This window comes from Mycobacterium kyorinense, assembly GCF_002101735.1.
In the GTDB taxonomy this organism is placed as follows: Bacteria; Actinomycetota; Actinomycetes; order Mycobacteriales; family Mycobacteriaceae; genus Mycobacterium; species Mycobacterium kyorinense.
Window position 1 is genome coordinate 116,109 of sequence record NZ_LQPE01000163.1, and the last position, 19,053, is coordinate 135,161.

Annotated in this window: 20 protein-coding genes; 9 read left to right on the plus strand and 11 right to left on the minus strand. The window is 67.2% G+C overall.

The window, feature by feature from the left end; translation table 11 throughout:
• Positions 1 to 13 precede the first annotated feature (13 nt).
• The 3 genes from AWC14_RS24020 to AWC14_RS24030 are packed head-to-tail and all read left to right on the plus strand — an operon-like array spanning position 14 to position 2,972.
• Complete coding sequence (locus AWC14_RS24020; RefSeq protein WP_057003079.1) at positions 14 to 802, plus strand: alpha/beta fold hydrolase; 789 nt, start codon at positions 14 to 16, stop codon at positions 800 to 802.
• A 23-nt stretch (positions 803 to 825) separates the two neighbouring features.
• Positions 826 to 2,445 (plus strand): 2-succinyl-5-enolpyruvyl-6-hydroxy-3-cyclohexene-1-carboxylic-acid synthase, encoded by a 1,620-nt coding sequence (gene menD, locus AWC14_RS24025; RefSeq protein ID WP_045376660.1) that lies wholly within the window; start codon positions 826 to 828, stop codon positions 2,443 to 2,445.
• Positions 2,446 to 2,450: 5 nt separating this feature from the next.
• Positions 2,451 to 2,972 carry a DUF3592 domain-containing protein gene (locus AWC14_RS24030; RefSeq protein ID WP_057003089.1) on the plus strand — a complete coding sequence of 174 codons (522 nt, stop codon included), beginning with the start codon at positions 2,451 to 2,453 and terminating at the stop codon, positions 2,970 to 2,972.
• Here AWC14_RS24030 and AWC14_RS24035 read toward each other — a convergent pair.
• Positions 2,936 to 3,559: a DsbA family protein gene (locus AWC14_RS24035; RefSeq protein WP_045376656.1), complete on the minus strand. Its 624-nt coding sequence runs from the start codon at positions 3,557 to 3,559 to the stop codon at positions 2,936 to 2,938. The two genes, AWC14_RS24030 and AWC14_RS24035, sit on opposite strands and share 37 nt — an antisense overlap.
• A gap of 140 nt (positions 3,560 to 3,699) precedes the next feature.
• On the opposite strand from AWC14_RS24035, the gene AWC14_RS24040 reads away from it, so the two are divergent.
• Positions 3,700 to 4,857 (plus strand): glycosyltransferase family 4 protein, encoded by a 1,158-nt coding sequence (locus AWC14_RS24040; protein WP_045376654.1) that lies wholly within the window; start codon positions 3,700 to 3,702, stop codon positions 4,855 to 4,857.
• On the opposite strand, the gene AWC14_RS24045 is transcribed toward AWC14_RS24040, so the two are convergent.
• On the minus strand, positions 4,779 to 5,618 hold the full coding sequence (locus AWC14_RS24045) for an SDR family oxidoreductase (RefSeq protein WP_045376651.1): 840 nt from the start codon (positions 5,616 to 5,618) through the stop codon (positions 4,779 to 4,781). The genes AWC14_RS24040 and AWC14_RS24045 overlap by 79 nt on opposite strands.
• Positions 5,619 to 5,686: 68 nt before the next feature.
• On the opposite strand from AWC14_RS24045, the gene AWC14_RS24050 reads away from it, so the two are divergent.
• A complete protein-coding gene (locus tag AWC14_RS24050; protein ID WP_045376648.1) occupies positions 5,687 to 6,373 on the plus strand; it encodes a demethylmenaquinone methyltransferase in 687 nt (228 codons plus the stop codon).
• Positions 6,374 to 6,397: 24 nt separating this feature from the next.
• On the opposite strand, the gene AWC14_RS24055 is transcribed toward AWC14_RS24050, so the two are convergent.
• The 3 genes from AWC14_RS24055 to menJ all read right to left on the minus strand — a co-directional run bounded on the left by AWC14_RS24055 (position 6,398) and on the right by menJ (position 8,897).
• A complete protein-coding gene (locus AWC14_RS24055; protein ID WP_045376645.1) occupies positions 6,398 to 6,847 on the minus strand; it encodes a nitroreductase family deazaflavin-dependent oxidoreductase in 450 nt (149 codons plus the stop codon).
• Positions 6,848 to 6,852: 5 nt separating this feature from the next.
• Positions 6,853 to 7,536, minus strand: a complete 684-nt coding sequence (locus AWC14_RS24060; RefSeq protein WP_045376642.1) for a class I SAM-dependent methyltransferase — start codon at positions 7,534 to 7,536, stop codon at positions 6,853 to 6,855.
• A gap of 149 nt (positions 7,537 to 7,685) precedes the next feature.
• Positions 7,686 to 8,897, minus strand: a complete 1,212-nt coding sequence (gene menJ / locus AWC14_RS24065; protein WP_045376685.1) for a menaquinone reductase — start codon at positions 8,895 to 8,897, stop codon at positions 7,686 to 7,688.
• 21 nt (positions 8,898 to 8,918) lie between these two features.
• On the opposite strand from menJ, the gene grcC1 reads away from it, so the two are divergent.
• Together grcC1 and htpX are read left to right on the plus strand one after the other, a co-directional pair.
• Positions 8,919 to 9,926 carry a nonaprenyl/(2E,6E)-farnesyl/geranylgeranyl diphosphat synthase gene (grcC1, locus tag AWC14_RS24070; protein ID WP_045376639.1) on the plus strand — a complete coding sequence of 336 codons (1,008 nt, stop codon included), beginning with the start codon at positions 8,919 to 8,921 and terminating at the stop codon, positions 9,924 to 9,926.
• Positions 9,927 to 9,993: 67 nt separating this feature from the next.
• A complete protein-coding gene (htpX, locus tag AWC14_RS24075) occupies positions 9,994 to 10,857 on the plus strand; it encodes a zinc metalloprotease HtpX (protein ID WP_045376636.1) in 864 nt (287 codons plus the stop codon).
• On the opposite strand, the gene AWC14_RS24080 is transcribed toward htpX, so the two are convergent.
• Both AWC14_RS24080 and AWC14_RS24085 read right to left on the minus strand, forming a co-directional pair.
• The gene (locus AWC14_RS24080; protein ID WP_081968068.1) at positions 10,854 to 11,627 is read right to left on the minus strand and encodes a YoaK family protein; all 774 of its coding nucleotides are present in this window, start codon (positions 11,625 to 11,627) and stop codon (positions 10,854 to 10,856) included. The two genes, htpX and AWC14_RS24080, sit on opposite strands and share 4 nt — an antisense overlap.
• A gap of 885 nt (positions 11,628 to 12,512) precedes the next feature.
• Positions 12,513 to 13,535 (minus strand): NAD(P)H-dependent glycerol-3-phosphate dehydrogenase, encoded by a 1,023-nt coding sequence (locus tag AWC14_RS24085; protein WP_045376633.1) that lies wholly within the window; start codon positions 13,533 to 13,535, stop codon positions 12,513 to 12,515.
• Positions 13,536 to 13,665: 130 nt separating this feature from the next.
• Here AWC14_RS24085 and AWC14_RS24090 point away from each other — a divergent pair, with 130 nt between their 5' ends.
• Positions 13,666 to 15,543, plus strand: coding sequence for an alpha/beta hydrolase (locus AWC14_RS24090; RefSeq protein WP_045376629.1), 1,878 nt, complete (start codon positions 13,666 to 13,668; stop codon positions 15,541 to 15,543).
• Positions 15,544 to 15,721: 178 nt separating this feature from the next.
• Positions 15,722 to 16,075 (plus strand): hypothetical protein, encoded by a 354-nt coding sequence (locus tag AWC14_RS29815; protein WP_235215861.1) that lies wholly within the window; start codon positions 15,722 to 15,724, stop codon positions 16,073 to 16,075.
• A 12-nt stretch (positions 16,076 to 16,087) separates the two neighbouring features.
• On the opposite strand, the gene AWC14_RS24100 is transcribed toward AWC14_RS29815, so the two are convergent.
• From AWC14_RS24100 to AWC14_RS28815, 4 genes are read right to left on the minus strand one after another with little or no spacing between them, the layout of a single operon-like run.
• A complete protein-coding gene (locus AWC14_RS24100) occupies positions 16,088 to 16,396 on the minus strand; it encodes a hypothetical protein (protein WP_045376623.1) in 309 nt (102 codons plus the stop codon).
• Positions 16,397 to 16,428: 32 nt separating this feature from the next.
• Positions 16,429 to 17,886: a flavin-containing monooxygenase gene (locus AWC14_RS24105; protein WP_235215860.1), complete on the minus strand. Its 1,458-nt coding sequence runs from the start codon at positions 17,884 to 17,886 to the stop codon at positions 16,429 to 16,431.
• A 42-nt stretch (positions 17,887 to 17,928) separates the two neighbouring features.
• Positions 17,929 to 18,543 carry an RES family NAD+ phosphorylase gene (locus tag AWC14_RS24110; RefSeq protein ID WP_158089925.1) on the minus strand — a complete coding sequence of 205 codons (615 nt, stop codon included), beginning with the start codon at positions 18,541 to 18,543 and terminating at the stop codon, positions 17,929 to 17,931.
• A complete protein-coding gene (locus AWC14_RS28815; protein ID WP_045376617.1) occupies positions 18,540 to 19,046 on the minus strand; it encodes a hypothetical protein in 507 nt (168 codons plus the stop codon). Before AWC14_RS28815 ends, AWC14_RS24110 begins: the two co-directional genes overlap by 4 nt.
• Positions 19,047 to 19,053 lie beyond the last annotated feature (7 nt).

The window sequence follows — 19,053 nt, forward strand, 5'->3', positions numbered from 1 at the left end:
TAGGTTCACACAGGTGATCAACCTTGCCTATGACGACCGCGGGACCGGTGAGCCCGTCGTGTTCATTTCCGGCAGCGGCGGTGCCGGGCGCGGCTGGCATTTGCACCAGGTCCCGGCTTTTCTGGCGGCCGGATATCGGACCATCACCTTCGACAACCGCGGGATCGGCGCCACCGAGAACGCATCGGGTTTCACGACGAAAACCATGGTCGCCGACACCGCGACGCTGATCGAAGAGTTGGGCGCGGCGCCGGCGCGGATCGTCGGCGCGTCGATGGGCGCGTTCATCGCCCAAGAGTTGATGGTCGCGCATCCGCATCTGGTCAGCAAAGCCGTGCTGATGGCCACCCGCGGCCGGTTGGACCGCGCCCGGCAGTTCTTCCACACCGCCGAGGCCGACCTGGCCGCCTCGGAGACCCGGCTGCCGGCCGCCTATGACGCGAAAATCCGCCTGCTGGAAAGCTTTTCACCCAAGACCCTCAACGACGACGCGGCGGTGGCCGAGTGGATCGACATCTTCACCATGTGGCCCAACAAGATGACCCCGGGGCTGCGCTGCCAGCTCGACGTCTCGCCGCAAAACAACCGGCTGCCGACGTATCAGGCCATCACCGCGTCGGTCCTGGTGATCGGTTTCGCCGACGACATGGTCACCCCGCCGCATCTGAGCCGCGAGGTCGCCGACGCCATACCCAACGGCCGCTACCTGCAGATCGCCGATGCCGGGCATCTCGGGTTCCTCGAGCGCCCGGACGCGGTGAACGCCGCGATTCTGCAGTTCTTCGCGGGCATGGCGGCCTGAGGCCACCCAACTAAGCTGAACTGGTGAATCCCTCGACGGCACAGGCCCGCGTCGTCGTCGACGAGTTGATCCGCGGCGGTGTCCGCGACGTGGTGCTGTGCCCGGGCTCGCGCAACGCGCCGCTGGCCTTCGCGCTGCAGGATGCCGACCGGGCCGGGCGGCTGCGGCTGCATGTGCGCATCGACGAGCGCACCGCCGGTTACCTGGCCATCGGGCTGGCCGTCGGCGCGGGGGCGCCGGTGTGCGTTGCGATGACGTCGGGCACCGCGGTGGCCAACCTCGGCCCGGCCGTCGTCGAGGCCAACTACGCGCGGGTGCCGCTGATCGTGCTGAGCGCCAACCGGCCCTACGAGCTGCTCGGCACCGGCGCCAACCAGACCATGGAACAGCTGGGCTACTTCGGCACCCAGGTGCGCGCCGCCATCAGCCTGGGACTGGCCGAGGACGCGCCGGAGCGGATGGACGAATTCAACGCGACCTGGCGCTCGGCCACCTGTCGCGTGCTGGTGGCCGCCACCGGCGCCCGCACCGCCAACGCCGGCCCGGTGCAATTCGACATCCCGCTGCGCGAACCGCTGGTGCCGGACCCGGAAAGCGCCCCCACACCGCCCGGCCGCCCGAACGGCAAACCCTGGACCTACACGCCGCCGGTCACCTTCGACCAGACCCTGGATATCGACCTGAGCCGCGACACCGTCGTCATCGCGGGCCACGGCGCCGGCGTCCACCCCAACCTGGCCGCGTTGCCGACCGTCGCCGAGCCGACCGCGCCCGCCCCGGCCAACCCGCTGCACCCGCTGGCGCTGCGGCTGCTGCACCCGCAGCAGGTGATCATGCTGGGCCGGCCCACCCTGCACCGGCCGGTGTCGGCGCTGCTGGCCGACCCGTCGGTGCCGGTCTACGCGCTGACCACCGGCCCGCGCTGGCCCGACGTGTCCGGCAACTCGCAGGCCACCGGCACCCGCGCGGTCACCAGCGGCGAGCCCAGCCCGGCCTGGCTGCGCCGCTGCGCCGAGCTCAACCGGCACGCCGTCAACGCGGTGCGAGGGCAGCTCAAGGCCCATCCGCTGACCACGGGCCTGCACGTTGCCGCGGCCGTCGCCGACGCGCTGCGCCCCGGCGACCAGCTGGTGCTGGGCGCCTCCAACCCGGTGCGCGACGCGGCGCTGGTCGGGTTGGACAGCCACGGCATCGCGGTGCGCTCCAACCGCGGCGTCGCGGGCATCGACGGCACGGTGTCCACCGCGATCGGCGCCGCGCTGGCGCACCAGGGCCGCACCGTGGCGCTGATCGGTGACCTGACCTTCGTGCACGACAGCTCCGGCCTGCTGATCGGCCCCACCGAGCCGACGCCGCGACAGTTGACCATCGTGGTGTCCAACGACAACGGCGGCGGCATCTTCGAACTGCTCGAACAGGGCGACCCGCGGTTCTCCGACGTGTCGTCGCGCATCTTCGGCACCCCGCACGACGTCGACGTCGGCGCGCTGTGCCGCGCCTATCATGTCGATTCCCGCCAAATCGAGGTGGACCAGCTGGGTGCGGCGTTGGACGAACCCGCTGCAGGCATGCGGGTGCTGGAGGTCAAGGCCGACCGGTCCTCACTGCGCCAACTGCATGCCGCCATCAAGGCCGCGCTGTGAGAGCGCTGAACGCAGCGAAAACCTTGGCGCGCATCCTGATTCACGGCCGCGCCGACGAGCTTCCCGACACCCCGGCGCGACGGATCTTGCGCTGGACGCGGATCGGGGTGCTGATCGCCGCCGGGCTGGTGACGTTGCAGTCGGTGCTGTTGGTGGCCGGGGCCTGGCGCAACGACCTGTCGATCCAGAACAACATGGGGGTCGCGCAGGCTGAGGTGCTCAGCGCGGGGCCGCGACGCTCGACGATCGAGTTCGTCACACCGGACCGGGTCACCTACCGCCCCGAACTCGGCGTGCTCTACCCGTCCGAATTAGCCACGGGCATGCGGATTTACGTCGAATACGACAAGAAGAACCCGAACCTGGTCCGCGTGCAGCACCGCACCGCCAAGCTGGCGATCATCCCGGCCGGTTCCATCATGGTGGTGGGTTGGCTGGTCGCCGGTGCCGCGCTGGCCGGCCTGGCGTTACTGGAAAAGCGGGCGGGCCGTCACGCGAGCAGTTTGTCCAGCCAGTCCGAGTCCTGAATGTCCACAACCGTTTTCGTGTTCAGGTCGTACACCGTTGGAGTGCCGGGATTTTCGGGGTTTTCCTCTTTGAGGCGGGCCCGGTTGGCGTCGTTCATTGCTGCGGTGTCGACGGCGTAGTCGCCGGCCGCGATCCGGTCGGCCACCGCGTCGGGCACCCCGCTTTCGCGGGCCATCGACGCGATGTCGGCGTTGTCGGGCCCGGTTTGGTGGCGGTAGAGGTCTTGCACGAAAGCCTGATACGCGCTCGGCGATGTCGCCGGATCGGCTGCCAGGAACAGCGCATTACTGATCCGGGCGGACACGTCGTTGTGCTTGCGGTCGCCCAGAAACGTCAGCGGTCGATACGTCACCGCCAGCCGGCCGTCGCCGATGCCGCGCGCGATCGCGTCGCCGTCGGTTGACTCCAACTCGGCGACGTGTGGGCACTGCGGTTCGATGAAGATCTCCAACTGCACTGGGGCGCCTGCGGACCCGACCACCACGCCGTTGCCGTCGCTGCTGCGCGGCACGTCGGCGTGCGCCGCCGCGGTCCCGAATGCGATCCAGCTCACAGTGATTGCCAATACCCCCAGCCAGGACCGCATCTTTTCCCTTCCTGCCGAGCAGACGCAGAATCACCCTCGCACCGGCGTGTCGTGGGCATTTTGCGTCTGCTCGCGCATTGGTCGCACGCCGTATGCCCGTCGGCAACCTTATCGACAGGCGGCGCTGCCACCGTAACGGTGTGCGCGTAGCCATCGTCGCGGAGTCCTTCCTCCCGCACGTCAACGGCGTCAGCAACTCGGTGGTTCGCATCCTCGAGCACTTGCGCCGCACCGGCCACGAAGCCCTCGTCATCGCACCCGACACTCCGCCCGGCGAGCCCCGCGCCGAGCGGCTTCACGACGGCATCCGGGTGCACCGCGTGCCGTCGCGGATGTTCCCCAAGGTGACGACGCTGCCGCTGGGCGTGCCGCTCCCGCGAATGCTGCGTGTGCTGCGCGGGTTCGAGCCCGACGTCGTGCATCTGGCGTCACCCGCACTGCTGGGCTACGGCGGGGTGCGGGCCGCCCGGCGACTTGGGGTGCCGACCGTCGCTGTATTCCAAACCGATGTCGCGGGATTCGCGGCCAGCTACGGTATCGGCGGACTCTCCCGGGCGGCGTGGGCGTGGACCCGCCACCTGCATCGGCTTGCCGACCGCACCCTGGCACCATCCACCTCGGCGATGGAAAGCCTTGCCGCCCATCGGATCCCGCGTGTGTATCACTGGGCTCGCGGCGTCGACATCACCGGGTTCGTGCCGTCCGCGCGTGACCAGGCGCTGCGACGGCGGTGGTCACCGGAGGGCAAACCGATCGTCGGCTACGTGGGCCGGCTGGCGCCGGAGAAGCATGTCGAGCGGCTGGCGGCGCTGGACGAGGCGGTCCAGCTGGTCATCGTCGGCGACGGCGTCGATCGCCCCAAGCTGCAATCGCTCATGCCCACAGCGGTTTTCACCGGCGCGCTGTACGGCGACGAACTCGCCACGGCGTACGCCAGCATGGACGTCTTCGTGCATCCCGGCGAGCACGAGACGTTTTGCCAAACCGTGCAGGAAGCGCTGGCGTCGGGGCTGCCGGTCATTGCCCCCGACGCCGGCGGCCCGCGCGACCTGGTGACGCCGTGCCGCACCGGAATGCTGCTTCCTGTCAAGGATTTCGAGGCCGACTTGCCCGCCGCGGTCGCGCACCTGATTGACCAGCGGCCGCGGTATTCGCTAGCCGCGCGGCGCAGCGTGCTGGAGCGGTCCTGGCCGGCGATCTGCGACCAGTTGCTCGAACACTACGAGGCGGTGCTGCCGCCTTGCGCCTCGATCGACACCGGCTGCCACTCTTCCCAAGTGCGCAACCGGCTTTCGTAATCGGCACGAGCCGTTTCCAACGGCGATGCGCCGAAGAACACCCGCAGCGGCGGCTTTTCGGCATCGACCACCTTCAGCAGCGCCGCCGCCGACGCGGCCGGATCGCCCGGATCGGCCCACCGCCGCCGGCGCTCGGCCTCGACCGCGGCACGCACGTGGTCGTAGGCCGCCAACCGCTCGGCATGCTTGGCCGACGGTCCGCCCCAGTCGGTATCGAAGCCGCCCGGCTCGACCAGGGTGACCTTGACGCCGAACGGCGCCACCTCCTGGGCCAGCGCCTGCGAGAAGCCTTCCAGCGCCCACTTCGAGGCGTGGTAGATGCCGACCAACGGGAATGCGACGATGCCGCCGATCGACGACACCTGGATGATGTGGCCGCTGCGCTGCTCGCGCAGATACGGCAACGCGGCCTGGGTGATCCACAGTGCGCCGAACACGTTGGTCTCGATCTGGTCGCGGGCCTCCTGCTCGGACAGCTCCTCGATGAAGCCGAACTGCCCGTAGCCCGCGTTGTTAACGACGACGTCCAGGCGCCCGAAACGGTCGTGGGCCCGTTTGACCGCGGCGAAATCCGCCTCGCGATCGGTGACGTCCAACTCGATGGGCAGTATCGCGTCGCCGTAGCTGGCGGCAAGATCGGCCAACGTCGCGGTGTTTCGGGCGGTCGCGGCGACCTTGTCGCCCCGCTCGAGCGCGGCGATCGCCCATTCACGTCCGAAGCCGCGCGATGTTCCGGTGATGAACCAAACTTTTTCGCTCACGCCGGTGTGCAACGTCGGAGTCGGCGCCGCATTCCCGCTCCGCGAAGTTCACAGGTAGCGTCGTCGAGGTGAGCCGCGCGACCCTGGACAAAGACCCCCGTGAGGTGGCGTCGATGTTCGACGGCGTCGCCCGCCGATACGACCTGACCAACACGGTGCTCTCCCTGGGCCAGGACCGCTACTGGCGGCGCGCCACCCGCTCGGCGCTGCGACTGTCCGCGGGGGAGAAGGTGCTGGACTTGGCCGCCGGGACCGCGGTGTCGACGGTGGAGTTGGCGCGCTCCGGAGCCTGGTGTGTGGCGGCGGACTTCTCGGTCGGGATGCTCGCGGCGGGCCGAGACAGGCAAGTACCCAAGGTAGCCGCCGACGCTACCCGACTTCCCTTCGGCGACAACATGTTCGACGCGGTGACCATCAGCTTCGGGCTGCGCAATATCGCCGACCGCGAAACCGCGCTGCGGGAAATGGCGCGCGTCACCCGCTCCGGCGGCCGACTGGTGGTGTGCGAATTCGCCACTCCCACAAACGCGCTCTTCGCCACCGTCTACAAGGAATACCTGATGCAGGCGCTGCCGCGGGTCGCGCGCGCGGTGTCGAGCAATCCCGAGGCGTATGTCTACCTGGCCGAGTCGATCCGGGCCTGGCCCGACCAGGCGACGCTTGCGCGCCAGATATCCCGCACCGGTTGGTCAGCGGTGCGCTGGCGCAACCTCACCGGCGGCATCGTCGCGCTGCACGCGGCTTTTAAAGCCTGACACACTCGACGCAATTGAACGCGATCAGCCCGCGGGGATCGGGTCGAGGCGGAATACCGCAATCCGGCCGGCCAACGCCTCGACTTCGGCAGGAGTGCCTTCGCGAACCAGGCCGGCGCGTTTGAGGAAGCTGACGCCGATCGGCACCTCGACCGGAAACGCGCGCAGCACCGGCCGAGCCTGCTCGGGCGGCAGCTCGATGATATTGACGCGCTGCGACTTTCGGCCTTTGGCAAGGGTTCCCGAGCCGGCGGCCCGGGCGTTGCGTACCCAGTCGGCGCCCGGGTAACCGGCGACGGTGTAGAGCTGACCGTCGAGCGTGAACGGTGTCATCGGCGTGCTGCGCGGCTGGCCGGTCTTGCGGCCGGGCACCGTCAACACCATCGGCGGGCCCGTCGGGATGCCGAGCTTTTGCATCGCGATCATGACCTTGTTGGTCAGTTTCAGCCAGCGCGGGGGCTTCGGGTCAGTCATCGTTGTTACCCCAGGTGCGCTGACAACAGCCAGCCGGCCACCGACATGCGGCCGTCGGGCTCGGGCCGAAACTCGGCGCCCATCAACGCGGACAGGTCGGTCGAGCCGTCCGGCGCGTTGGCATAGAGGCGGGCCGGCTTGATCTCGTCGATCACCCAGTATTTCGAGACCACCGCCCGCAGTTCGTCGGCGGTGACGGCGTTGGCCGGGCCGTCCGGCATTGCCGCCTTGTCGAACACCAGCACGAAGTACGACGCCCCCGGCGCGGCGGCGCGCACGATCGAACGCTGGTAGCCCTCGCGTGCCTTGACCGGGATCGAGTGGAACAGCGTGCTGTCGACGATGGTGTCGAACCTGCCGTCGTAGCCGGTGAACGAGCTGATGTCGGCCACTTCGAAGCTGGCGTTGGTCAGCCCCCGCTTCTTGGCCTCGCGCCACGCCAAGTCGATGGCCGTCGGCGACAGATCGATGCCGACGGTGGTGTAGCCGCGTTCGGCGAGGTGGAGCGAGATGGCGGCTTCGCCGCAGCCCACGTCGAGCACCTCGCCGTGGAACTTGCCGGCGTCGATCAGCGCGGCCAGCTCCGGCTGTGGTTCGCCGATGCTCCACGGCGGTTTGGCGCCGTGGCCTAATTGTGCGGATTCGCCGCGGTAGGCCGATTCGAATTCGAAGTCCACAGGTTGAGTCATCACCCATGCATATCAGGCCGCCTGATATATGTCAATAGTCTTGATATATGCAGCCCCCTTTCCCGCCGCGAGCGTGCGCAGACCAGGCGACACCCTCGGCGTGTCGACCGGGGACACGCACGCTCGCGGCAAAAGCGGCGAAAGGTGACTCAGCTGAAGGGTTTTCGGCGATCCGCCAGGCGTGACGCCCACCCGCCGCCGCGCCAGGCTCGCGCGACAAAGTCGGCGTCGTCGTCGGTGACCAGGTTGCCCATCACGCGCACCGCGATGCTCATCAGCCTCGTCGAGCGCATCGCGACAGGCCCGGTCGCCGGCAGGAACCGCGGGAAGGTCAACAACAGCGCCAGCCGGCGCGCCACCGAAAACCCGCGGCCGTAATGCGACTGCAGTACGCCGGGCCACTGCTCGGCCGAACCAAGCAACTCGACGGCCAGCCGGCCGGTCTCCAGCCCGTAGTCGATGCCCTCGCCGTTCAACGGGTTGACGCACGCCGCGGCGTCACCGATCAGCATCCAGTTGGGCCCGGCCACCCCCGACACCGCGCCGCCCATCGGCAGCAGCGCCGACGAGATCGCGCGCGGCTGCCCGACAAAACCCCACTCGTCGCGGCGCAGGTCGGTGTAATAGGACATCAGCGGCTTCAACGCCAGCTCGGCCGGCCGCTTCGAGGTCGACAGCGCGCCGACGCCGATGTTCACCTCGCCGTTGCCCAGCGGGAAGATCCAGCCGTAGCCGGGCAGCACCGCGCCGTCGGGGGAGCGCAACTCCAGATGCGACGTCAGCCACGGCTCCTCGCTGCGCGGCGTCGCCAGATACCCGCGGGCGGCAATGCCGTACACCGTCTCCTGATGCCACCGTCGCCCCAGCACGCGGCCCAACGGAGAACGCGCGCCGTCGGCCACGATCAACGACCGACACCTGACCGCGGTCCCGTCGGCCAACCCAACCGACACCACCCGGCCCGACGAATCATGATGCACGCCAACCGCTTTGACACCCAACAGCATCTGCGCGCCGGAATCCTCGGCGACCTTGCGGATCCGGTCGTCCAGCTCCACTCGCGCCACCGCGCTGCCGGTCGACGGAAACGACGGCCCCGGCCAGTCGACCTCGACCGCGCCCCCGAAACCGCTCATCCGCAAACCGCGATGCCTGATCCGGGCATCCAGCCAGTCGCCCAGCCCAAGCCGCTCCAGCTCGGCGACCGCCCGCGGCGTCAGCCCGTCGCCGCAGGCCTTGTCGCGGGGGAAGCTCGCCGCGTCGATCACCAGCACGTCGTGGCCCGCCCGGGCGGCCCAGGCCGCCGCCGCCGATCCGGCCGGTCCGGCGCCCACAACCACCACGTCGGCGTTGCTGTGCATGATCACCAGTATGTTGGTTGGGTGAGAACTCCGGCGACTGTGGTGGCGGGCGTCGACCTGGGCGACGCCGAATTCGCCGCCGACGTGCGCGACGGTGTGGATCGCATCGAGCGCCTGATGGAGACCGAACTGCGCGGCGCCGACGACTTGATGACCGAGGCGGTGCTGCACCTGTTCGAGGCCGGCGGCAAGCGGTTCCGCCCGCTTTTCACCGTGCTATCCGCGCAGTTGGGCCCCAACCCGGACGCCCAAGAGGTGACGATCGCCGGCGCGGTCATCGAGCTGGTGCACCTGGCGACGCTCTACCACGACGACGTGATGGACGAGGCGCAGGTGCGCCGGGGCGCGCAGAGCGCCAACGCGCGCTGGGGCAACAACGTCGCGATCCTGGCCGGCGACTATTTGTTTGCGACGGCCTCGCGGCTGGTGTCGTTGCTGGGTCCCGGGGCAGTGCGGGTCATCGCCGAGACGTTCGCCCAACTGGTCACCGGGCAGATGCGCGAGACCCGCGGCGCCGCCGACGGCGCGGACCCGATCGAGCACTACCTGAAGGTGGTGCACGAGAAGACGGCCTGCCTGATCGGCGCGGCCGGGCGGTTCGGCGCGATGTTTTCCGGCGCCGACGAGGACCAGATCGAGCGGCTGGACCGGCTCGGCGGCATCGTGGGCACCGCCTTCCAGATCTCCGACGACATCATCGACATCGACAGCGACCCCGACGAGTCCGGCAAGCTGCCCGGCACCGACCTGCGTGAGGGGGTGCACACGCTGCCTGTGCTCTACGCGCTGCGCGAGACCGGTCGGGACGCCGACCGGCTGCGCGAGTTGCTGGCCGGCCCCGTTACCGACGACGCGGTGCTGGCCGAGGCGCTGACGCTGCTGCGTGCGTCGGCGGGCATGGCGCAGGCCAAGGACACCGTGGCGCGCTACGCAGCGCAGGCGCGCGAGGAGCTTGCCGCCCTGCCCGACCTGCCCGGAAGGCACGCGCTGGCCACACTCGTCGACTACACCATCAACCGGCACGGCTGATCCGGAACCCCGCGGGTCGGCGTCGGCGTTTAATCAGCAAGAACGCTGTGTTCCGAGGAGGAAGCTGATGACCTGGCATCCGCACGCCAACAGGTTCAAGACGTTCGCGCTGTTGGTCGTCATGTCGGCGCTGATCGTGTTCGTCGGCGCCCTGTTCGGAAAGACGATGATGTGGCTGGCGGTGCTCTTCGCCATCGGCATGAATGCCTACACGTACTTCAACAGCGACAAGCTGGCGCTGCGGGCGATGCACGCCCAGCCGGTATCGGAAGTTCAGGCGCCGGCGATGTATCGGATCGTGCGTGAGCTGGCCACCGGGGCGCACCAGCCGATGCCGCGGCTCTACATCAGCGACACCAACGCACCCAACGCCTTCGCCACCGGCCGCAATCCGCGCAACGCCGCGGTGTGCTGCACCACCGGCATCCTGCAGATCCTCGACGAGCGCGAGCTGCGCGCCGTGCTCGGCCACGAGCTTTCGCACGTCTACAACCGCGACATCCTGATCTCGTGTGTGGCCGGCGCGCTCGCGTCGGTGATCACCGCGCTGGCCAACATGGCGATGTTCGCCGGAATGTTCGGCGGCGGCAACCGCGACGGCGGCAATCCCTTTGCGGTGCTGTTGGTTTCGTTGCTGGGTCCGATCGCGGCGACGGTGGTGCGCCTGGCGGTGTCCCGCTCGCGCGAGTACCAGGCCGACGAGTCCGGTGCGGTGCTGACCGGTGACCCGCTGGCCTTGGCGTCGGCGTTGCGCAAGATCTCCGGCGGCGTGCAGGCCGCGCCGTTGCCGCCGGAACCGCAGCTGGCCAGCCAGGCCCACCTGATGATCGCCAACCCGTTCCGGGCGGGCGAACGGATCGGCTCGCTGTTCTCCACACACCCGCCGATCGAGGACCGGATTCGCCGGCTCGAGGCCATGGCGCGCGGCTAGGACTCGATCGAGCGCGACTGCTTCAGCACAGCACGCCGGTCGGTGAAGAAGTAGGTGTATGCGGTTGTGAACGCACAGACAACGGCGGCGGCCGCCAGCAGCTGCGAACCACTGACCAGCGAGCAAATGGCCCCGCCCGTCAGTCCGCCGGCGACGAAGCTGGCGAACAGCAGGAAGTGTCCGAGCCAGTCGGCAACCGAGCCGCCGCTGAGGTGGCGCTCGATGCCCTGACCGAGCTTCACCACCGTCCCCGTCACGTAGCTCAGCGGTATCGATACCTCCCCGTCCTTGACGAACGTGGTGTTCAAAGCGCCAATTCCGAAGGCAACGACCAAGATTGGTATGAAGGCGACAGGAGCCGTCGACCAGCCCTGCAGCCCGACGTCGCTGATAGTCGCAATCGACAGGCACACGGTGGTGATCACGGTGGGTCCGTGCGGATGCCCCCGCCAGATACGCCGGCGGCACATGGACCCGAAAATCACGCCGCACAGGAAGCACGACACCAGCAGTGTGGCCGATATCGACAGCCACGGGTCGTCGATGAACAAACCCGCCACTGCGCGTTGCGTGTTGCCGGTGGCGGTCGTCACGAAGTAGCCGGCGGAGTGGGTGAACGCCACCGCCCCGACCAGGCCCGCCAGCCAGGCAAGGATCCACGACAACCGTGCCTCACTGTCGAAGATTTCACGTAGCCAGGGCCGGGCTCGTCGAGGCCGGCCATCCGCGTGCGGTGATTCGGCCACGTCGATTGTGCTGCGCTCAGTCATAAAGTGGGCTATCTCTTTCTTTTCGTGATGGCATGTGGGGTATCCGCGTACCGGCCGCCGCACATCGCGATGGCGTGCAGCGTTGCAGTGCAAGCAGATTCAGGCTGGCCGCTGACGTTGCGGTGTCATACCGCAAAGGTCAAGCGGAAGGCACCCGCCGCGGTGACGGCACAGCGGGTTGGTCGCGGCTGATCAGTGCCGGGCGACGCAGAGCTGGGTCAAGCGTTCTCGACCGGCAAGCGACGTGGCGGGGAAACACGAGGCGGCCGCGCCGGGCCCATACCAGAACGTGGGTGAGAAAGTCCGCGAAGGTGACCACCAATGCAACTGCACCGACGGTGAAAAAGTCGACGGCCGTGTCCGGTGCAGGACCGCCATGTGTAACGCCGGGTGAAGAGCGTCTGAAGAGGCGGTTGCGACATGGTGCTCGAGACGTTCGTCGGCGATGTTGGGACCGCTCGAGGATGTCGACACCGGCTGTGGCAGGGCGGACACCGCATGGTCGGCCCGCGCCACCCCATATCCGATCACGGCGGTGAGCACGCATATCGCAAGAGCGAGCGCGCCAATCAGCCGCGTCCGCGAATGTCTGCCTGCGCCGCGAAAACTCACCGCACCTCCACTGCGGCAGTGATCACGGCGAACATCCGACTCCCCAACCCTTGTTGACACGACGAGTGTAAGGGTAACGGCCCGACGTTAACATCTCGGTGTCCAAGATTGCAGCGAAGTAAAACACTTCTCGCACAAGCCTTTACAGGTACCGTGATTTCGATCACCGCGAGCCGAACCCCAATTGCTCTGCGCCAGCGTATTTATCGGCTCGACGGAGCAACAACCGCACCTGTGCAATACATAGAAAATACATACGCACAACGGTGATTGTTAAAACCCGGCGCCGTGCACCTCGTGACCGGGTTTTTCGGCGGTCAGGCCGCGGTAGGCCTGCTCCACGGTGGAGCCGTGATTGATCACCGCGTCGACCTCGCGGGCGATCGGCATGTTCAGTCCGTACTTGTCGGCGAACTCCATGACCACGCTGGCGGCCTTGACGCCCTCGGCCACCTGGTTCATCGACGCGATGATCTCGTCGATCGGCTTGCCCGCGCCCAACTGCTCGCCGACGTGGCGGTTACGGCTGCGCGGGCTGGTGCAGGTGACGATCAGATCGCCCATGCCGGCCAGCCCGGCGAAGGTGTCGCGCTGCCCGCCCATCGCCTCGCCCAGCTTGGACATTTCGCGCACCGACCGGGCCATCACCAATGCGCGGGTGTTCTCTCCGATGCCCAGCGAGTAACCCATGCCGACGGCGATCGCATAGACGTTCTTCAGCGCACCCGCCATCTCCACACCGACGACGTCGTCGGTGGTGTAGACCCGAAAACGCCTGGTGCGGAACAACTCTGCGAGCCGGGCGGCCAGGTGGTGATCGGGCATCGCCAAGACAGCCGCCGCCGCGTACCCCTCGCCAACTTCGCGGGCGATGTTCGGGCCGGCCAGGATGCCGGCCGGATGCCCCGGCAGCACCTCGTCGATGATCTGCGACATCCGCATGTTGGTGCCCTGCTCGAGGCCCTTGACCAGTGACACCACCGGCACCCACGGCCGCAGCTCGGCGGCCAGTTCGGTCAGCACCCCGCGGAACCCGTGCGACGGCACACCCATCACGACGACGTCGGCGGCGTTGGCGGCCTCGGAGAAGTCGGTGGTGGCGCGCAGGGTGTCGCTGAGCACGACGTCGTCGCCCAGGTAGCGGGTGTTGCGGTGGTTGTCGTTGATGTCTTTGGCGGTCTCCTCCGAGCGCACCCACTGCAGCGTCGGTCCGCGGCGCGCGCAGATGGACGCGACGGTGGTGCCCCAAGACCCGCCACCCAGAACGACGACCTTCGGTTCGCGCAAAGCTGCCATGGCGATCAGCGTATTGCCGGGATCCTCGCGTTGGTGCCAGTGCGCGCAAATTGCTGCGCGGGCACCTGGCAAACCGGTGGTAACTTCAGAAAACCTGCAGTTCGACGCCGGGCCGGGGAGATTTAGCGACGTGAGCGTATCGGTTTCGACCGTCAGGGCGTCGCATCCGGAGAGGCTGCTCGATGCTGCCCATGATCTTTCCGGCAAGATCACCCAGCTCGAAACCGTCATGGCCGGCGAGCGCGAAGAGCTGTCGCGTCTTCAGCAGTCCTGGCAGGGCGACGCCGCGCAGGCCGCGATCGCCAAGGGCTTGCAGATCCTGGGCAAGCAGGAGCGGTTCCACACCAGGCTGCAGGAACTGCAGTCGGCGCTGCAAAATGGCGGCGACCAGCTGTCAGCGCTGCGCAAAGCCATTCTGGACTTGGTCGAGAGCCTGCAGACCATGGGTTTCTCGGTCAGCGACGACGGTGTGGTCAAGCCACACCAGTGGCTCATCGGCAGGTTCTTGAACGGGCTGGCGGAGAAGTTCACCAAGTTCCTCCAGAAGCTCCTGCAGGTATTCGACGAGACCGACCAGTCGACCGCGGCGGCGATTGCCGAAGCGTGCGGCTCGTCGATACCCAATCCGCCGGTCAAGGTGGCGGGCCAGGACATTCAGATCCCGTCACCGGACACCAGCCCCGAGGACGTCAAGAAGTGGTGGGATTCGCTGACCGACGAGCAGCGCCAAGCTCTGATCGCGCAACATCCGCCGATCCTGGGCAACCTCAACGGTATTCCGGCCGATGTGCGCGACAAGGTCAACGTGCAGGTGATGGACGACGACCTCAACCGGGTCGAGCACACCGCGCAACAGCACGGGGTTTCCCCGGCCGATGTCGTGAAAGACCCAGGGAAATATGGGCTTTCGGCCAACGACATCACCCGCTACCAAAATGCGCAAAAGACGCAAGAGGGTCTGTTGCACGATCTCGGCATCGACACCAGCAAAGACCACCGCCGCTACAGCGAGATCAGCGAGGAGGAGAAGAGGGAAAAGCAGCTACGTCCTACCATGCTGTGGGCGTACGACCCGACGGCATTCAACGGTAAAGGCAGGGCCGCAATCGCGATCGGCAATCCCGACAAATCGCCGAACACCGCCGTCATCGTGCCGGGTACCAGCAGCAGTGTGAAGGGCGGCTGGCTCTCCGACGGTCACAACGACGCGATCAATCTCTACGACCAGTCGAGCTACGCTGATCCGAAGAACCCCACCGCGGTGATCGCGTGGATGGGCTATGACGCCCCCGCGGACTTCACCGACCCCAATATCGCGAACCCGGGACTAGCACGAGCCGGTGGCGATCTACTGGCATGGGATGTCAACGGGCTCGGGGTGACCCACGACAGCGGAATCCCGCAGCACGTCACCGTGATCGGGCATTCCTACGGCTCCACAACGGTGGCCGACGCGTTCGCGCGCAGCGGCATGCATGCCAACGATGCCGTGCTATTGGGCTGCCCCGGAACCGATATGGCGCACAGCGCCGCCGATTTCCACCTCGATGGCGGCAAGCTCTACGTCGGTGATGCCTCCACCGATCCGGTCGGCTGGATTGGTGAGGGTCACGGCATGTCGAATCCACTCAACGACCTGTTGGGGCACCCGCTTGGATCCTCGGCCGGGTTGGGTGCCGATCCATCCCATGACGGCTTCGGGGCGACACGTTTCCACGCCGAAGTCCCCGGCACCACCGGTCTGAATCCACATGACCATTCCTTCTACTACACGGTGGGAGGTGAAGCGCTGCGCAGCATGACCGACATCGCCACGGGGCACGGCGCCAACCTGGGAGACGAAGGACTGCTGGCTAAACCGCGCGTGGATGTGCCACCGGTCACGACAGGCCAGGTGCATACCCCCTTCGGCAACATTCCTGTACCGAAGCTGGAATCACCGATTTACGACCCCGAATGGGACCGACCGGGAACACTTGGCCATGACTACAAACCACCACCGAAGTAGCCGCTTTCGGCGGCAGTGGGCATCGCTGGTTGCCGCCGCGCTGGCCGTTGTCTTAGGAGGATGCTCGCTGATGTTTCCGTCCCAGCACCGCGCAAGCCCCCCAGTCGAGCCACTGTCCGACGAGCAGGCACGAGCCCAGGTTGTCGAGCCGGCCAGGCAGATCACCAAAGCTGTTGGCTTGCATGTCACCTACGCGACTTTCGCCTGGGAGTGGTGCAACGACCAGGGCGATCCGCCTTACCACGGCCGTGTCGACATGGTGTTTAAAGTGCCAGATGGCGTCGACCGCAGCGCTTACTTCCAGCAGATCACCACAACGATGGCCAAGCAGCCGGGCTGGGGTAGCGGCGCCGCGCCCGGCATGCAGCCGCATGGTGAGAACCTGCACAAAGGCAACATCACGATCACCATGGGGCCGGGCAGAGATGCTGAATATGGTCGTATCCAACTGTTCGGCGAGTGCCGCAACATGAACGACCACCGCAACGACAGCGGCTGGCACGACATCACCGACGAAATCGCCGGGGGTTGAGAGCCGCGTTCTTTAGAAGTGGCCCCAGCCGCGCTGGCCGTCCCAGCCGCCGCATGCGCCGTTGGTGCAAGCGTTGACGATGGCGCCCTGGAAGGGGTTCCAGCTACCGCAGCCGTTCCAGCCCGGACCGCTGCCGCAGCCGCCGCCACCGCCCTGACCGTCAGGGCCGCCGCCGCCCTGGGTACCGCCCGGATCGGCAACGATGACCTGGTCGGAAACCGGTGCCGGGGAAGACAACACGGCCATCGGTCCGGCCGCGATCGCTGTCGCGGCAGCAGCCGCAACGACCATCGATCTGACGAACTTCCGTGTGCTTAGCATTCCTTAATAATGCCCGGCCGAGGGGGTCGGTTTCAAGCAACTTGTGACTGTCGACACCGACCGAACACCATCGCTTCGTCGATCCGGTCGAACCGGTAGTCGATCGCGTCGGCGAAGTAGTTCTGCCTGACGTTCCACGGCCGCTTGGTTCCGGACTTCGGCAGCGCGTGCAGCGCCCGCAGCACGTAGCCGGCCTGGATATCCCACGACGGTTTTTCGGGCATCGGCTCGCCGCCGAGATGCGGGTAGGCATGCGTGTAGCCGCGAGTTCGCATGTATTCCAACAGTTTCGCCGTCGCACGGGCGGTGATGTCGGCGCGCAGCGTCCAGGACGCGTTGGTGTAGCCCACGCACCAGAACAGGTTGGGCACGTCCTCGAGCATGTGCGCCTTGTAGACAAAGCGGTCCTGCGGCTTGATCTCGGCGCCGTCCAACGACAGCGTGACGCCGCCGAGCGCCTGCAACTGCAGACCGGTAGCGGTGACGACGATGTCGGCGTCGAGGTGCCCGCCGGATTTCAGCACGATGCCGGTGGCGTCGAAGTGGTCTATGTGGTCGGTGACCACATCGGCGCGGCCTTCGCTGATCGCCACGTACAGATCGGCGTCGGGGATCAGGCACAGCCGCTGATCCCACGGGTTGTACCGCGGCTTGAAATGGGTGTCGACGTCATAACCCTTGGGCAGGTTGCGAACCGCGATCTGGCGGATCCACCACTTCATGAACGCCGGGGTCTTACGCGCCAGAAACCAGATCGCCCCTTCGAACAGCGCGTTGCGCAGCCGGATGATCGGATGGGCGAGCTTGCGGGGCAACAGCTTTCGCAGCCCGTCGGCGAACCAGCTGTACCTCGACGCCGAGAACATGTAGGTCGGGGAGCGTTGCAGCATGGTGACTTTCGCGGCCTTCTCGGTCAGCGACGGGATCAGCGAAATCGCCGTCGCACCACTGCCGATCACCACCATCTTCTTGCCGGTGTAGTCGAGGTCCTCCGGCCAGTGCTGCGGATGCACAACGGTGCCGCCGAACTTTTCGATGCCGGGGAACTCCGGGGTGTAGCCCTCGTCGTAGTTGTAGTAGCCCGAACCGAAGAACACGAACCGGCCGCGGTAGGTCTTCTCGGCGCCGTCCTGCTCGACGGTGACCGTCCAGGTGTCCGTCGAGGAGTCCCAGTCCGCAGCGCGCACATAGCTGTTGAACCTGATGTGCTTGTCGATGCCGTACTTGTGCGCGGTCTCGGTCAGGTATTCGCGGATGTGCACACCGTCGGCCACGCCTTCCTTGCTAGTCCACGGCTCGTAGGGGAAGCACAGCGTGAAGATGCTGCTGTCGGAGCGCACGCCGGGGTAACGGAACAGGTCCCAGGTGCCGCCGATCTGCTCGCGACGCTCCAGGATCACGTAGTTGAGCCCGGGGTTGCGTTCGGTGAGCCGGTAGGCCGCGCCCAGCCCGGAGATGCCGGCGCCGATGATCACGACATCGAAGTCCATGGCCATCACATTAGGCACCCACCGGTTGATTGGGCCAGAGCATCACGATGGCTGAAGCAGCACGTCGACATGCAACGGCGCACACCGTTCGATCAACCACATCTGGTCGGCGGGGCTGGCGAAGATGCGTGCGTGGGAGGTGTCCTGGGCGAATGCGTCGGCACACCGGTCGCCGAAGAAGACGTAAGCCTTGGTGTCGTTGCACATTCGCGACATCCACACCATGCCGTCCACGCCGCTCGCGTGCGCGGCTTCAGCCCAGCGCACGGTGTCCGGGTAGGTGGAGGATGGGCTTGACGTGACCTCGTCGGCGCGGATCTTGAGGCGTCGTAACCCCAGGCCGTGTAGGACACCGAGCCGCAGGTTGCGGGTCACCGCGAGGCGAACAAGAGCTTTGTGGGAGTACTGGTCGTAGGGCAGGACGCCCCCGTCGACCGGGATGTCGTGCAGCAGCGTCTCGGCGACGGCCGCTACGTCGGTCTCGGCCGCGTACATGACCGGCGCCACAGGGTCGCCGAAGAAAGCGAACCGGGTCGGTGCACCTTTGCCGGGGTTGAACTTGGTGGCGGTGCGGGTCGCCGTCAAGACGCGGTACAGCAGGTCGCCTTCGGGCAGGGTGACGGTGGCCGGGTCGAATGGGCTCGGCGGCCCTTTCACCACTCGACGGCCAGGGCATCCGCGGCCACTGCGGCGACGCGGTCCGGATCCTCGGTGAGATGGTCGACGGGACGGTCTCCGTCGAAGTAAGTCGTCGGCGAGCACAACCACTGCACCAGGCCGGTCTCTGACCAGTCGTTAGCCGCAGCAATCTCGCGCAAACGCGCAATGACGGCCAGCGGCTGCCCGTCCGGCCCGAACTGGAAGCCCGGGTAGGCCAGGGAGCTGCCCCGCCGCACGGCAACCAGCTGGTTGTTGCGACGGGCGGTGCTGGCGAGATTGCGCGGCGCGCGTGACCGCGACCCCATTCGTTTGCCGGCTTCGGTGCTTGTGAGCATGCCGAACTCAGCCTCGATTCGTGCGTAGAGGTTGTGTTCGGCTTGCACTGCCCGGGCGATAGCGGGCTCGGTGTAGACGGTGACCGAGGCAAGCGCTGAGCCCACGGCTTGGGCACTTTCGCGGATGCGCTGTGCTGCGGCGGTCAGGTCCTCGATAGTGGTCACGCTGGCG